Genomic DNA, 15,646 nt, shown 5'->3' with positions numbered 1-15,646 from the left:
TGTTATAATATAAATTTAAGATTTCTTTAAGGGAAAAATATAATTATGGAGAAATATACGTACGTGCAAAGAGCGGAGGTTACAAAATGAGCATTAAAAATAATAACCTGACCGTACTCGATCTTTTTTGCGGTTGTGGTGGCTTATCGCAGGGATTCATAGATGCTGGTTATAATGTCCTTCTTGGAGTTGATTTTGATAAGGCAGCCCTAGAAACATACAAAAAAAACCATAATAATTCGGATATTTTACTGACGGACCTCTCAAATGATGAAGGTATAGTAGAAATAGAAAAAAAACTAAATGGCAAAAATGTTGATGTTATAATTGGTGGACCTCCATGCCAAGGATTTTCACTTACTGGTTCCAGGAATATTAACGATACTCGAAATAAACTTTACTTGGCAGTTGTAAAGGCAGTAAAGAAATTCGAGCCGAAAGCTTTCTTAATTGAAAACGTCCCAGGTATTGCTACCTTATACAAGGGTACAGTCAAGAAGCAAATTATTAATACATTTGAAGATATGGGATATAATGTAACAGTTTCAGCAAAGCCGCTTCTTGCTGCTGATTTTGGTGTACCTCAAATGAGAAAAAGGATGTTCTTTATTGGATTTAAGAAAGGATTAGGGCATTTTGAATTTCCAGAAGCAACACATACTACGGAAAATTATATAACTTGCGGTGATGCTCTAAGCGATTTGCAAAGTCGAGAAGAAGATTTAGGGCAAGAAGTTGATAGTTATACAATGCCGCCACAGTCACAATATCAAGAGTTTATGAGAAAAGATAGTGAAAAGCTGTTTAACCATGTGGCAACGAAGCACACTGATTATGTTAAGTGGGTAATAAGCCAAGTCCCAGAAGGTGGTAATTATAAAGATTTGCCACCTGGTGTAGGAGATAGCAGAAAATTTAATGAAGCCTGGACAAGATATCATAGTGGAATGCCCTCTCGTACAATTGATACAGGTCATAGAAATCATTTTCATTACAAATACAATAGAGTTCCGACCATTAGAGAAAATGCTAGACTTCAATCCTTTAGAGATGATTTTATTTTCTTAGGAACACGTACTCAACAAAATAGACAGGTGGGAAATGCAGTACCGCCCTTATTATCCTATAATTTAGCAGTTGCTATCCACCGACACTTTGAGGATGTTAAGACTGGCAAAATAAAAGAAGAATATCAAAAACAGTTATTGTTAGAAATTAACGGTGTATAGGTGATTGTATGAATAAAATAAATACCTTGGAATTATTTGTTGGTTGTGGTGGACTTCTTGATGGCTTTGAAAAGTCGAAATTTTATAATATGGTTGCTGGTGTTGAGTGGCAGAAATATGCTTGCGAAACACTAATTAATAGACTTAAAAAGAAATATAGTTACTCCGATGCAGAAAAAAGAGTCCTTCATTTTGACATACAAAGAACAGGGGAATTAATTCAAGGCTGGGAAAACGATGAAACTTATGGATCTAATGATGGGTTAAATAGAATTATAAAAAAAAGAACTATAGATGTAATTGTAGGTGGCCCGCCCTGTCAGGCCTATTCACTTGCAGGGAGAATTCAAGATAAACATGGAATGAAGAATGATTATCGTAATTATTTATTTGAAAGTTATCTTAAAATAGTTAAAGTATATAAACCAAAGTTATTTGTTTTTGAAAATGTTGAAGGCATGTTATCAGCTGCGCCAGATGGAGAGAATATTGTAGATAAAATAAAATCCGGTTTTAACGAAATCGGTTTTGATATTATTGAAGATATAAGAGGCCTAGCATTATTGGATTTGTCCGAGTATGGGGTTCCACAAAAAAGAAAAAGAGTAATTTTAGTTGGGCTCAATAGAAGCTACTTTGGTGCTGACAGAAATAAAAATCAAGAGACACTTAATTACTTTTATATGGACTTATTAAATAAATATAAATCCGAGAAAATCCCGACAGTCCATAGTGCTATAAGTGATTTACCTCCTATATATCCATCTGAGGTTGATTATCGCGAAGGTGGTAAAAGGTTTTCTCATTATTGGAGCAATCAAGAGATCAATTGGCATTTGCCGAGATACCATAACAGACGTGATATAGAAATATTTAGATCTTTAGCTGAGGATATAGAGATTGGGGAAAATAAGTATCAATCTGTGGAGGCACTAAAAAGCCTATATACTGAAAAAACCGGTAAAATATCAAATATTCATAAATATTATGTTTTAAGATGGGATCAGCCAAGCAATACAATACCAGCTCATTTAAAAAAAGATGGATTAAGACATATTCATCCTGACCCTGAGCAAGCAAGATCGATAACAGTTCGCGAAGCTGCCAGATTACAAACATTTGATGATGATTTCGAATTCATTGGAAGCATGGTTCAAAACTATGAAATGATAGGAAATGCAGTCCCACCAGAATTCGCTAGACGATTAGCTTGTGCTATTTATGATTTATTAGTAGATAAGGGATTGGTTGCTGAATTAAAGTAATTGACCCTTAAACCAAAATTAAAGTTGGTACATTATTAAAAAAGTTTAAATTTAGAAATATAAAATATTTGATAGCTTTAATTCTTAAAAGAGAATTAAGGCTTTTTTATTTTAAGTAGGCAATAATTTGGTACTTTAACATTTATACCGAAAAATTAAAAGTTAGTTGACAAGATTCGAAGTTACTATCTAGATATCTAGGATCTCTTTCTGTTTTGCAGGAAATCTAGTCCTATTTACCCATGCTATTTATTAAATATACCCGTTTATGCTCAATTAATTTACTAATATCTTCAACTATTCCACTGGGTTAAGCAAAATCACTAAATGTCTAAATCTGTTATTAGGTAATGTAGAACAAAATAGGAATTTATAGTAAAATGGTAATTAAAAGTTTAATTTTTTAAATTGTTTGAGAACGTTATTAAAAAAGATAAAAAAGCTCCGCAAAAAACTTGCGAAGCATTCTCAAACTTGAATAAAAACTTAAAATTAAATATTAAAAGAAATTTGCTTTTCGGTTGGAGAAAGGTTTTCAAAAACTAATTTCTGCTTTTCTTTTAATTGATTTGTATCAAAAGAAGGTTCAATTGAATCGTAAGCAATACCAGCAAAAGATTTAAGTATCGATTCAAAAACAATCTGGGCACCTTGAGGCGGAACAGCCATGCCAATCTGCTTTCTTACCGATTCTTTGCTTCCGAAAAAAAGATAATCATCTGGGAAAGTCTGTAGTCTTGCACGCTCACGATTGGTTAAAGCTCTTAGTTCTTTCCAGTGATACATATGAGTACCGCCTCCTCCGCTGCCTGTTACTGTATAAGCAGGACGAGAAGGATCTAATCTCTTATAAATGGAACTTAATTTTGCTCCTTTTACTTTTAGTCGCAGATGTTCCGGTATGCCTGGAAACCATGCATTTGCTCCGGGTGGTATATGACTGAGCATTTCTTTAACTCGGGCTGTATGTTTTGGGAACTCATTATTAGGAGCCTCCGCCAAAATCGGAGGATTCATGATTGCGTCGTAAGAAGTCCGATATTGTGACTGATCCTTTATTGTCGGTGCTGGAACTTTATATGTAATTCCTTTTTCAGTCAAGTCATTCCTAATCCCGACTATTATAATGCGATGACGAGCTTGCGGAACTCCATATTCTTCAAACTTGTACAAGTGAGGGGTTAAAGTATAACCACATTCTTGAAGTTCCAAAAGAATTTGAACAAAAGCTTGTCCCTGATTCGCACTCTGCAGGCCGCCGACATTTTCTGCAACAAAAAATTTAGGTTGATAGCTTTTTAGAACCTTAATTCCGTATGAATAAAGAGGACCAAATTTTCCGTTTAGCCCATGTTTCTCACCGACTTGGCTATAATCATTGCAGGGGAAACCAAATGAAAAACAATCTATTTCACTTAGAATGGATTTATCACCTATAGGCAGTTTTTCTACTGGCCCGCAATGTACTGATTGGTCATCTACACTTCCGCAAATATTATGCCGAAATGTAGCGCAAGCATCTGGGTCGTAGTCATTGGCCCATTCATGCTCAATTCGCCATTCTTTAAGCGGATGTCCAGTTTCAGGGTCATAAATTTGGGCAATTTTCGCGCCTAAACTTAGACCGCCTGGTCCGCTGAATAGTTCACCTTTTTTAAATATCATTTTAATTCTCCTTTAATCAGGGGGTAAGAACACAAGTTCTTGCATATATCCATAAATTAATTCTACACCTAAACGGCGGTGAAATAAAGTGACAATTTACGACAATGATTTAATACATGCTGTAATAGATACTCCTTATAGGAGGGGGAATAGGCATCTATCGGTTGTAACCGGTTATGCGTCAGCACCTTTTATTCTAGAATTGTTGCAGAACTACAAAGATTTAAGATTAGAAGTTATTGTCGGAATGGCAAAGCATGACCCTATAAATATATGGACACATAAAGAGTTTAAGAGAATGGTTGAGAAATACGATAGACTTTCAATTAAATACTTTATAGGAGAAAGGCCAATACACTCAAAAATATATTATTGGCATCCGACACTGGATATGCAGCAGTTGATTTTTGTCGGATCGGCAAATTTGACTAGGAATGGTTTCATCAACTTCCAAGAAGTTTTAGCTGAAGTTATTATGGATGATCCTATAAGACGTTTACAGGAAAATGAACTGGTAGAATGCATAAAAGAGAATGTCGAGCAGTATATAACCTTTTCATATGCTAATGATCGAGAGGAAATAGATGCAATTTTACTAAAAACAATGGCCAAGAAAAAGTACTTTGTTGATCTTTCTTTGACGGAATTAAGGTCAAAAGACAGAAAGGTTCATAAGAAGAGCGGATTGAATTGGGGGCAAAGAGAAGGGCGTGACAAAAATCAAGCATATATACCAGTCCCTCTTAAAGTCCACAAAGAAAAGCCAGATTTTTTCCCAAAACGAGGGGAAACATTCACTCTCTTAACCGATGATGCTGAAAGTTTCGTGTGTGTAATGGCACAAGACAACGCAAAGGCGATAGAATCTTCTTATGATAACAGCTTAATCGGTCACTATTTTAGAAAGAGACTAGGGTTAGAGCCTGGTGAGGCAGTAAAGATAGAGCACTTGGATGATTACGGTAGAGATACTGTAAGGATTTATAAAATTAATACAGAAACTTACTACATGGACTTTGCAGTGCCCAATACCGAATAGAGAGGCTATACTTGCCCCTTTAAGTTGGTGCTTTTGGATTTATGGATGAACAATACTGTTTCTTTTACCGTATTCTCAAATTCTTTTCTAATACTATGTTCCCAAATGCGTTTAATATGCCATCCGTTTTCCTGGTAATACTTTGTTACTTCTCGATCGCGTTTGATGTTTCTAAGGATTTTTTGATCCCAATATTCCTGGTTACTTTTGGGTCTTGTGAAATGGATGGGACAGGCATGCCAAAAACAGGAATCGATGAAAATAACAATTTTGTATTTTTGAATAGCGATATCGGGATTTCCGAATAGCTTTCTAACGTTTCTTCTAAATCGAATGCCATTGGCCCATAGGGCTTTTGAGAATAGGGATTCAATTTTTGATACAGAGCGAATGGCTGCCATATTTTTGCTTCGCTGCTCTTTTGTTATTTTATCTGGCATAGGAATCTCCTCTCAGCTTTACAAATACTTATAGTAATTATCATTACCCATTTTTCTGATTAAGTAATACCAATAAGTTAAAGGAGGATTTAAACATGAGTGATTACTCTTCTTTCGAATATGATGAAAAAAGAAATGTAATACGAAATTTAAAAGACAGGGGAAAAGACTGGAGATATATCTTTACATATGGCAAGAGTAATGACGAGGAGTTGCAACAATATCTCGACGATCTTTATGAAAATGGCATCTTCATTTATCAAATATCTGCTTATGAATGGAAGGGAATTGTAAAAGAACAAAAGGAGATTGAAGAGAAGGCAAGAGAAGTAGTTATGGTTTCTGGTGGGGTTGAACAAGGCTCTCTTGAAGTTCCGAACCATCAAAGAAGTGCTTGGCAGTTATACAAAGAAAAGCTTAGGAGTCAAAGGTGGAGTCCAACAGCAATTAACGAGCTAGAAAGTTCTACATTAGCTATTCTCCGCAAACTAAGTAAGGATACATCAGAAACAGGGCCAAGAAAAGGATTGATGATTGGACACGTTCAATCCGGAAAAACTGCAAGTATGGCAGGACTCATGGCCATGGCGGCTGACCACGGATGGAATATGTTTATTGTTCTATCAGGAGTTATAGAAAATCTTAGGATTCAGACCGAAAACAGGTTAATAGGAGACCTGACGTATAAAACGGGATTTCTGAGTTGGAGGGCACTGAATAACCTATCAAAAAGATCCCCTCTATCTGACAGGGTACAATCCCTATCGTTCGATGAAACCTCGAGAGACCGATATTTTACTGTTTGCCTTAAAAATAAAACTCGTCTTGATAATTTGATCAAATGGCTATACGAGGATAAAAATAAGCTAGATCAGATGAATGTCTTGATCATTGACGATGAGGCCGATCAAGCAGGTATCAATACGGCAGATATTGAAAAGAAGGACAGAACAGCAATTAATTCTCGAATTATTAAGCTCGTAGAAGGAACCGGAAAAAGTATGGCTAGAGCGATGAATTATATTAGTTATACGGCAACTCCTTACGCTAATGTCCTGAATGAGGCAGGCCTAGGAACCCTGTATCCAAAGGATTTTATCGGATTATTACCGACCTCTAAAGAATATTTTGGTCCGAAACAAGTATTTGGCACGGAAAGCAATGAATACCAAGGATTGAACATTATTCGGACAATCAGCAATGAGGAAGTTCAAGAGATCAATGAAATGCAAAAGCGTGGTCAATCCTACAGAATGACTCCTGCGCTTCAAGAAGCCATCTGTTGGTTCCTTTGTGCTGTATCAATGATGCGGCATAATGGATTCAGAAAACCGATTAGTATGTTGATCCACACTAGTCATCTGACGGAAGTTCATGGTGAAATAGCTGAAATGCTCTCTTTATGGCTGAATAACAAAACAGATCGTGAAATTCTTCGACTTTGCAAGATCATCTATGAAAGGGAAGAGCATGAGTTTACCGTCAATGATCTCTATGAATCTTTCGACGATTATGCCGTAAAGAAAGATCAAATAAATGTCTATCCTAAGTTTGACGAAATTAAAAATGAAATTATTGATCTGAAAAACCAAATCAGCCATATAAGGCTTGGTGATGATGAACTACTAGAGTATCATAACGGAATTCATTTATGTATCGATAACTGTCGTTTTAACGGAATTGACGATGAAAATAATTTTGTTCGTTTGGCTTATCCTGACAAAAAGACATTGGAACGGTTGGACAAAGCTCCTGCATTTATGGTAATTGGCGGAAACACTCTTAGTAGGGGACTTACCTTGGAAGGGCTTGTAAGCACCTATTTTCTTCGAGTAGGCCGGCAAGCAGATACATTAATGCAGATGGGCAGGTGGTTTGGTTATCGCCACGGCTATGAACTATACCCGAGAATTTGGATGACTAAAGATACACAAGAAAAGTTTAAATTCTTAGCAAGCCTTGAGGAAGAATTGCGAGACGAACTCCAAACCTTCCAAGCTGGAGGAGCTTCACCTGAGGTAGTTGGCCTTCGTATAAAAAATTCTCCGAAGGTATCATGGTTGCGGATTACGAATAGTAACAGGAGCCAAGGAGCAATTGAAACAGATTTAGATTTTAGCGGCACTTCAAATCAGACGGTTGCTTTTGATCTGGATGAGGTGACTTTAAGACACAATATTAATATTACAGAAGAGCTACTGAGCAATCTCCCTAATCCTGAGGAAAGCCCATTGACTAAATCTCTGGTTTGGAGAGATATTGAATTTGAAATATTAAAAGAAAAGTTTTTTGCCCAATACTCTGTTAGCAAAAATGCTACGGCCTTAAAAGATATGGATGTTTTTTGTGACTGGTACGAAAAAGTTAAAAGTGAAATTGGATTTACTGGGTGGAACGTAATTGTAGGAGGGACCAAAGAAGGTGATAAGTGGAGAATTGGGAATAAGGCAGTTGGAAAAATCTCTAGGTCAATTAGGTCTCCCTACAAGGGCGGAAACAGCATTAGCATTGGTGTTTTGCGTGCTCCTATGGATCTCTATGCTGATTTTACCGAGGAGGATCTTCAAAAGGTTGGAATCAGCAAAAACTCAAAACTTGAAATATCCAATAGAGCTGTTAATTTTAAAAGGGAACAGGTAGGGCTAGACAAAACTCCACAGCTGATTATCTATCGAATAAATAAGGACAAGTTAGGTCTTAAGAGCAGAAAGATTGTTGAAGACATTATTGGAATTAGTGTTATTGTGCCTGGAGTAAAGACAGGTAAAAGTTATGCGAAGCGACTGATTATAGATATTGAGCGTTTTGCAGACGGCAACACAACTGATGTGGAGGAATAACGGTGAAGATTGAAATTGCTAAGCATGAAAGAATGTCAGAGAGCGGTAGTTCACTTTTAAGACTCATTCAAAATGAAAATATGCCACTCTTGGATCTGCTAATCCGGGAGGCTGTACAAAACAGCCTTGATGCTGGTAGACCAGGAGTTGGTCATGTAAATATAGATATAGGGGTAAAACATTTTAAAGCTGAAGATCTTGCGAGTGAGATGGAAGGAATAGGGGAAACACTGAGACTACGATTCACAGAATCCAGTTATTACTGTCTCTATGTGGAAGACTCCAATACTACCGGACTGACTGGCCCTCTTACAGTAAAAGAAGTGAAGGACAACGATTTTGGCAACTTTCAGAAACTAGTCTATGAAATTAGTAAACCTCAGAGGCAAGAAGGCGCTGGAGGTTCATGGGGGCTTGGAAAGACAATTTATTTCCGACTTGGGATCGGACTAGTTTTCTACTATACCCGAATCGAAAAGGATGGTGGCTATGAACACCGCTTAGCAGCAACTATGGTAGAGAATGAGGAAAGAGAGAATTCGATAATCCCAGCGGTTGGAGAACTTCCAAAACGTGGTATTGCCTGGTGGGGAGCTGATGCGGGCGACGGAACCACCCAACCATTGACTAATGAAGAAGAAATAAAGAGGGTTCTTAATGTATTTGGTACTGAGGTGTTTTCAGGTAACCAGACAGGCACCAAGATCATTATTCCTTTTATAGACAAACAAGAATTACTTCAAAAGACAGTTATGGAAGGTGACAGGAAAAATTGGTGGAATGAATCTATTGAAGAATACCTAAATATTGCTTTCCAACGTTGGTATGCTCCCAGGATAGACAACAAGTTCTATAAATATGGTAATTATCTAAGAGCTAGTATTGCAGGGAAACAAATAGTTTATGAAAATATGGAAACCGTCTTTAAGGTTATTCAAGATCTTTATAATAAAGCAGCAGGAAAAAAAGCGCGTCCAAGTAGCTATAGCAAAAAAATAAGTGTTGAAGGAATTCCGATTAGAAAAGATTTCATATCGACGGATGCTGGGAATGTTGCTTTTGTAAAGCTAAATATGGAAGACCTGCAAATGCAACCTCCGTATAATAATCCGAATCCTTATATCTTTCTTAATATACATGATCGCGCTGAGGCCGGAAATTATCCAATAATATGTTATACAAGAAAGCCTGGTATGATTGTAAATTACGAAATTAGTGGTTCTTGGTTGATCAATGTTGAGAATACGGGAGGAACCGAGTTTCTGCTAGCTATTTATGTGCCTAATTCAGAGTTAAAACTGAAGGATCCGTACGAAGTGGCAGATCTTGAAGGATACCTTAGAAAGGGAGAAAAGGCAGATCATACAGCATGGTACGACATTAATCTCGGGGAAAGGCCATCTAATATTGTCAACCGGATCAGCAAAGGGGTATCCAAGAAAATTGCAGAGGGTACAAACGAAAATGTAAATAAAGAAATGGTAAACAAAAAATCGAGGCTTGGAACCCTATTAGGCAGACAGTTAATGCCGCCTACCAATTTCGGAAAGAAGGCAACAGGTGGTAGAGGAGGTTCTGGCGGGAGTGGCGTTGGAGGAGGTAGGAAAAAGACTGGCTTTGTTTTATTACCCGACGTCATTTATGAAGATGGATTTGTAACCCTTGGCTTTGAATTGTTTATGAGAAGGCCAGTAAAAGAATGTAGAATTGAACTGAACGTTAGCTCAGAAACGGGTTTAATTAAGGGGAAAAATTGGGAACAAGACGTTATCCAAAAAAAATTCCCCTTTGAGATTTCGGCAATTAGAAATATTTTCGTAAACGGAGAGAAGGAGCCGGTCGTGGTAGAAGATGAAATGCCCGAAGTAGGCAGTTTCATCACCGGAATGATCCGGACTCCTGAGTTCAATACGTTAGTAGGCTTTGAAATTAAAAGAGAGACAAATGACGATATCATGAACGTAACGGGTGAAATCCGTATTAAAAATAGGGAAGAAGGATTGGAGTTAGCTATCACTCCACATTTTACGGAGGAGTAAAATATGCAGAATACAATACCGTTATATCGTTCCTTAGACGAAAAGTTATTCAATAAAATTGGTTATGAAGTGGAACCTGTCATATTTTCTCATTCTTTCGAAGAGGAAGAGCGGATTTTTACCCTTGATGGAGAGGGAGAAGAAAAGCCCAATGTTTACTTAATGAATGATAAAGAAGGAATATGGGATCCCAGTATCCATGATTTAACAATTCAGCAACGATGCAGTCTCGAAATGCCTAGTTTCTTATTTGGATCATCAGGAGTAGCAACCAAAGACTCGCGCCTTGGCGTTGCCGTAAATTGGTATTCTCGCACTTCAAGTATGAGAGGCATTGAACCTATCTCTACTTTAGAGGCTTATGAGGTTGGACCTAAAGAATTTGATATTGAAATCACATATAAACCTGGACAATTACGGGGTTCTGTAGTGATCGAAACGGTTCTATATCTGGAGAATTCCGGCAAATGGTCGGAACCAGGCTATGCCACTAAAGTTGGCACAATACTTGGCGTATTGGACAGTAAAACCCTTTACATTGATGGTGAGGGTTCCGAGTTTCCGATTGTTGAGATAGAGGATCCTACTAAACCCCTTTGGTGGGTAGAATGTAATTGGACTGATCCAATGACCGACTTATTTGATCAGGAAAATGTTCGTATTTACTTAAACCTTAAGCATAGATATGCAAAGGATATTAACCACCTCAAGAAGGGAATCGCTCAATCCCCTTTGTTAATAGAAATACTAGCTGCCTCCTTCCAGATCATAATTAACGAACTCAGTCAAAGCCAAGATTGGGCTGATATCAAAATTGGTCAAAATGTTGAAAAGGGATCGATCGGAGAGGCAATCTATTATTTTCTAAACACGTTCGGCTGGGACACATCAAGCCCAGAAAAGCTAGCAAGGACAATAAGAGAAGACTTATATAGCAGGTTTGTGGGGTGATAAGTGATGATTGGCAGAATAACTAGGAAAGAAGCGGAAGAACTTTTCGCAACTTGGCAGGAAGCTGGAAAGATTTCTCAAGGGAAGTTATCAGAATATAGTCAGTTGCAAAGGGAACATCTTTTAGAGATTGAAGAAAGAGTAAGAGTGCAACTAACGACACAGGGAGAACAAAAAGGCAACTATTATAAATATGATCTGCTTTTTTCCCTTAAACTTTATAAGTATTTAACTATTGAGAATGGAATAACAGAACGAGAAGCTTCAGATGACGACTTTTGGCGTTATATTTCAATGAAATTAATTCCGGATGTTGTGGAACGCCGTTGGGACGGGCTGAAAGCACCACGATTCTATCAGGAATCTAGGAGGATTTGGGTAAAGGTTCTTTGGTGGTACATACATTTATCTTGGCAAGGAAACGTTGATGATACCTATGAAACACTAAAGTACAATACGACTGATACCGTTGTCCAATTAGTAGAACGCCCGGGCACTGGAGGATATCGAGTCTCCCTTTCTAGAGCACTGATGAAGCATTTTGGCCGTTTAGCTGAAGAGGACCCGGATAATCATACAACGGAGATGTTTCGTAAGGTCATGCGCCTAAACACTGCTCGGACTAAAGTTATCGAGCCTGCCTTGACAAATGGCGGGGAAACAGAATATGTAAAGGAGCTTTTTGAATACTTCAATGAAACATACAGAGCAATACAGAGTACTTGATTTATTTTCCGGGTGCGGGGGATTGGCGCTTGGTTTTCAAAATGCTGGGTTTATAATTGATGGCGGGATTGAAATTGATCAGGCAGCCGCAACTACGGCTTCCTACAATCTCTTTTGGAGAAACGGGATTGATCATGAGCACTTCTGTGAAGATATTACGAAAAGCCCAGTTGATATCCTGAAGTTTGACAGAAAAACTAGACCCGTAGTGATTGGAGGTCCACCTTGCCAAGCTTATTCAATAGCTGGACGTGCTAAGCTAAATTCTCTCGGGGAGAATCGCTCTTTTCATCTTGATTCGAGGGGGCAACTATACCAAGATTTTCTACGTTTTGCCCTCGAACTTGATGCACAGGCAGTTGTGATGGAAAATGTCCCTGATTCAGTAAATTATAATGGTGAGAATATCCCCCATAAAGTATGCGAAATTCTCGAGAAAAACGGCTATGATTCAGTCTGGACTATACTTAATTCTGCGGATTATGGAGTTCCTCAGATTAGGGAAAGGGTAATCGTGATGGCTGTTAAAAAAGACAGAGGGGGACTTGTGCAAATGCCAGTTCCTACACACAACAGGCACAGTGATTATCGAACACAAAATGAAGCAAGGTTACCAAGTTTTATGAGTTCTAGATTTTTCAGAGAGCCGAACAAGCCTGCTGATGATGCTCCTAAATGGGTCACAGTAGGGGATGCATTCTCAGATTTGCCGTCGGTATTCTCTGATCCTGACCAACCGTACGTTCCCATAAAACTAAATGTTAGGCTTCCATATAAACTTGAACCGCAAAATAAATTTCAAAAACAAATGCGTTCTATGTCTGACAAGGTAAGTGGACATGCTTTTAGGAAGACATTACGGGATTTTAGGATATTTAATGATATGACGCCGGGTGACAATTATCTAAATGCACTTGAAATTGCTAATGTCCACTTCAAAAAAGCGTTAAAAGAGCGGAGAGTAAACCAGAAAGACCATCCCGAGGAATACAAAAAGATCAAAAAAGAATTTGTTCCTCCTTATTCAGCAGATAAATTTATTAGCAAATGGCGTAAATTAGATCCCTGGAAACCTTCACATACAGTCGTTGCTCACCTAGGAACAGATACATATAGCCATATTCATCCTTGGGAACCACGCGGTATAACCGTGAGAGAAGCAGCGCGTCTCCAATCTTTCCCTGACGACTTTGTATTTAATTGCACGATGAGTGATGCATTTAAGCAAATAGGAAATGCTGTTCCTCCATTGATGTCTAAAGCAATTGCAAAGGCAATGAGGGAAAATTTGAGTATTGCACAGGAGGTTGTTAGATGAGACTTGTACAGGAAATTAGACGTGGATTTGCATCTTTAAGAAATGGAAAGGCTCTTCCTCTTAAGGAGGTCGACGCTTATCCTGCTTATGTACTTAGGATGGGCACTAGTTATGGAGTTGTTATCGAGGTATCATCAGACGTTAAAATCAATGAGCGTTTTTCGAATGTACGGTATGTTACTGAAGAATATGAAATCGATGGCAGGCAAGCCAATTTTTTATATCTTTCAAGCGATATGGAACATTTAAGGAACGAGTTTGCTAATATCTGTGGTGCATTTGTTGATCCAGGCGAAAAAGGAAAGGAAAGAGAGAAAATAGAAAAAGCCCCCCTAAAGTGGTGGGAACAGATGAAAGAGCTTTTGGGTAACAGAAATATTGATACTTCACCGTATAACGTTTTAGGCGAAATGGTTGCATACTATTATTTATTTACAAATGGAAAACTTGTAAACTGGATTGGTCAGATTAACGGATCAGTAGACTTTGAGAGCCGCGATACGGATTATGAAGTAAAGTCGACAACTATGCGATATGATTCAATGATTCAAATTAGTAGCCAGTTCCAGTTGCAGGGTGGAAAAGATATAAAAATCTTTTTCTTGAGATTTGAAGAGTCGGCCCATGGAAAGTCTATAGACGACCTTGCCGAAATGCTAGTAACGGCGGGTGTAGACCGAAATAAGATAGAGGAATCGTTGATTTGTGGGGGCTATGAAAAGTATTCTACAGGGAGAAGCCGAAAGTATAAGTTACTTGAAATGCGTCTTTATGATGTAAATGAACGATTTCCGACAATTATCAAAGAGAGGTTCGCTGACTATGGAATCCCGCAAAACGTAGTCAAAATTAATTATACAATAGACCTCGATGGTCTGGACTATAATGATTTACACATTTCATTGATTTAAAGAAAGTCTGTTTGAAGAGAACTCTCCAACAACAAATAATAGCCTAGAAGATTAGACACTTAAAGGAAACCATAATATCATTATTAGGCTGTCGAGAAAGTCTCTCTACAGCCTTTATTTTTTCGGTTGACTATAATACAATTCACTTCAATCGACAGTAAGTGTATCCTCAAACGTGAGATATGACATAAAGTCAAGCATCATTACAGATGGCTTATATATCAACTGGAAATGTCCATATCTCACTAAATTGATTCAAATTCCGTGAGGCAATGGACTATTACAGTACATTATAATTATTAAAAATTCAGGTTTTTTATTCTTCCTGGTTCAATATCATTCTTTTTCTGAACATCAGAATTTAAAAAAATATTAAAAAGGAAATCAAAACAAAAAGTGTACTAAAGCTAAAAAATAAGATCAGTAAAGAACTCCATAGCGCATTGATAATTTTCATGATAACCAACAATACATAATCATTTGCCAACATAACTTGATAAATTATTGTAGTTATAACTGTTAAAAAACCAATTACTAATGCTAAAGAGGAAATAACAATAAACTCTTTTCTATAGTGACTGTCTTCCATGACTTCTTTCACAATTTTGGTATTAAAAATTGAAGCTAATACACTTAAGCACGCACCATAAAAACCCAAACTTATACTAGTTAGCAATAAAACACCTTCTAAAGCTTTATCAAAACCCTGTAACTCAAAAAGTGGACAATATAAAAATACTAATATACCTATCGTAATAGATATCAAAAGCGTTATAATTATGAAAAGATAACTAAGCCTCATTTCCTCTCATCCTTAATATTCTATACCTAAAACCTCCATGTGCATCAACGTTGTATAAATTTACCATATCCTCAAAAACTCTAATGGAGTTTAACTGTCTATCAGTTTCCAAATTAAAGGTGGTCGAAGCTTCTAATTTGTGGTTAATCAAATCAATTGGTTCTACAGCAGATTCCTCGTGTTCTCTTGATCTGATCCTTAATCTTTGAACATCGGGGTCATCAATATATTCTTCTAATAATTCAACGGCAAAATCTGAATCAATTTCTACTGCTCGTCTAGAATTAGAATTAAACGTTATTTCTATCGACTCAGTACCATTAGGTCTTCTGTAAATGTTAGATGATTTAGCATAACCCACTATTTCTTCATCTTGCGAGGGAGAGCGTTTTTTTATTATTGGTAAATGAAATGGCGATCA

The 15,646-nt window shown here is 37.3% G+C and carries 13 protein-coding genes; 9 read left to right on the top strand and 4 right to left on the bottom strand.

Annotated features, from left to right (window positions below; genetic code table 11):
• The first annotated feature begins 86 nt into the window (after positions 1-86).
• Together MT489_RS07355 and MT489_RS07350 are read left to right on the top strand one after the other, a co-directional pair.
• Positions 87-1,229: a DNA cytosine methyltransferase gene (locus MT489_RS07355; RefSeq protein ID WP_244680885.1), complete on the top strand. Its 1,143-nt coding sequence runs from the start codon at positions 87-89 to the stop codon at positions 1,227-1,229.
• A gap of 8 nt (positions 1,230-1,237) precedes the next feature.
• Positions 1,238-2,494, top strand: coding sequence for a DNA cytosine methyltransferase (locus MT489_RS07350; RefSeq protein ID WP_244680884.1), 1,257 nt, complete (start codon positions 1,238-1,240; stop codon positions 2,492-2,494).
• A 492-nt stretch (positions 2,495-2,986) separates the two neighbouring features.
• Here the strand turns inward: MT489_RS07350 and MT489_RS07345 are convergent, their stop codons facing one another.
• Positions 2,987-4,159 (bottom strand): DNA cytosine methyltransferase, encoded by a 1,173-nt coding sequence (locus tag MT489_RS07345; RefSeq protein ID WP_244680883.1) that lies wholly within the window; start codon positions 4,157-4,159, stop codon positions 2,987-2,989.
• Between the two features lie 88 nt (positions 4,160-4,247).
• Here MT489_RS07345 and MT489_RS07340 point away from each other — a divergent pair, with 88 nt between their 5' ends.
• Entirely contained in the window at positions 4,248-5,198 is a 951-nt protein-coding gene (locus tag MT489_RS07340) for a restriction endonuclease PLD domain-containing protein (protein WP_244680882.1), read from the top strand.
• Positions 5,199-5,203: 5 nt separating this feature from the next.
• Here MT489_RS07340 and MT489_RS07335 read toward each other — a convergent pair whose 3' ends face one another.
• Positions 5,204-5,638, bottom strand: coding sequence for a very short patch repair endonuclease (locus MT489_RS07335; protein WP_244680881.1), 435 nt, complete (start codon positions 5,636-5,638; stop codon positions 5,204-5,206).
• A gap of 95 nt (positions 5,639-5,733) precedes the next feature.
• Here MT489_RS07335 and MT489_RS07330 point away from each other — a divergent pair, with 95 nt between their 5' ends.
• From MT489_RS07330 to MT489_RS07305, 6 genes are read left to right on the top strand one after another with little or no spacing between them, the layout of a single operon-like run.
• Positions 5,734-8,478 (top strand): Z1 domain-containing protein, encoded by a 2,745-nt coding sequence (locus MT489_RS07330; RefSeq protein WP_244680880.1) that lies wholly within the window; start codon positions 5,734-5,736, stop codon positions 8,476-8,478.
• A 2-nt stretch (positions 8,479-8,480) separates the two neighbouring features.
• Positions 8,481-10,517 (top strand): hypothetical protein, encoded by a 2,037-nt coding sequence (locus MT489_RS07325; protein ID WP_244680879.1) that lies wholly within the window; start codon positions 8,481-8,483, stop codon positions 10,515-10,517.
• Positions 10,518-10,520: 3 nt separating this feature from the next.
• Positions 10,521-11,468 carry a hypothetical protein gene (locus MT489_RS07320; RefSeq protein WP_244680878.1) on the top strand — a complete coding sequence of 316 codons (948 nt, stop codon included), beginning with the start codon at positions 10,521-10,523 and terminating at the stop codon, positions 11,466-11,468.
• A gap of 6 nt (positions 11,469-11,474) precedes the next feature.
• Positions 11,475-12,194, top strand: coding sequence for a DUF6339 family protein (locus MT489_RS07315; protein WP_244680877.1), 720 nt, complete (start codon positions 11,475-11,477; stop codon positions 12,192-12,194).
• Positions 12,151-13,512: a DNA cytosine methyltransferase gene (locus MT489_RS07310; RefSeq protein WP_244680876.1), complete on the top strand. Its 1,362-nt coding sequence runs from the start codon at positions 12,151-12,153 to the stop codon at positions 13,510-13,512. Before MT489_RS07315 ends, MT489_RS07310 begins: the two co-directional genes overlap by 44 nt.
• A complete protein-coding gene (locus MT489_RS07305) occupies positions 13,509-14,423 on the top strand; it encodes a PD-(D/E)XK motif protein (protein ID WP_244680875.1) in 915 nt (304 codons plus the stop codon). The genes MT489_RS07310 and MT489_RS07305 overlap by 4 nt, the downstream gene beginning before the upstream one ends.
• A 361-nt stretch (positions 14,424-14,784) precedes the next feature.
• Here the strand turns inward: MT489_RS07305 and MT489_RS07300 are convergent, their stop codons facing one another.
• Positions 14,785-15,225, bottom strand: coding sequence for a hypothetical protein (locus MT489_RS07300; protein WP_244680874.1), 441 nt, complete (start codon positions 15,223-15,225; stop codon positions 14,785-14,787).
• Positions 15,215-15,586 carry a DUF6731 family protein gene (locus MT489_RS07295; protein ID WP_244680873.1) on the bottom strand — a complete coding sequence of 124 codons (372 nt, stop codon included), beginning with the start codon at positions 15,584-15,586 and terminating at the stop codon, positions 15,215-15,217. The genes MT489_RS07300 and MT489_RS07295 overlap by 11 nt, the downstream gene beginning before the upstream one ends.
• Positions 15,587-15,646 lie beyond the last annotated feature (60 nt).

The sequence above is a fragment of the Lederbergia wuyishanensis genome, assembly GCF_022900255.1.
GTDB lineage: Bacteria > Bacillota > Bacilli > Bacillales > Bacillaceae_C > Lederbergia > Lederbergia wuyishanensis.
The sequence above is the reverse complement of the archived record's forward strand: the minus strand, read 5'-3'. Positions and strand labels throughout refer to the sequence as shown.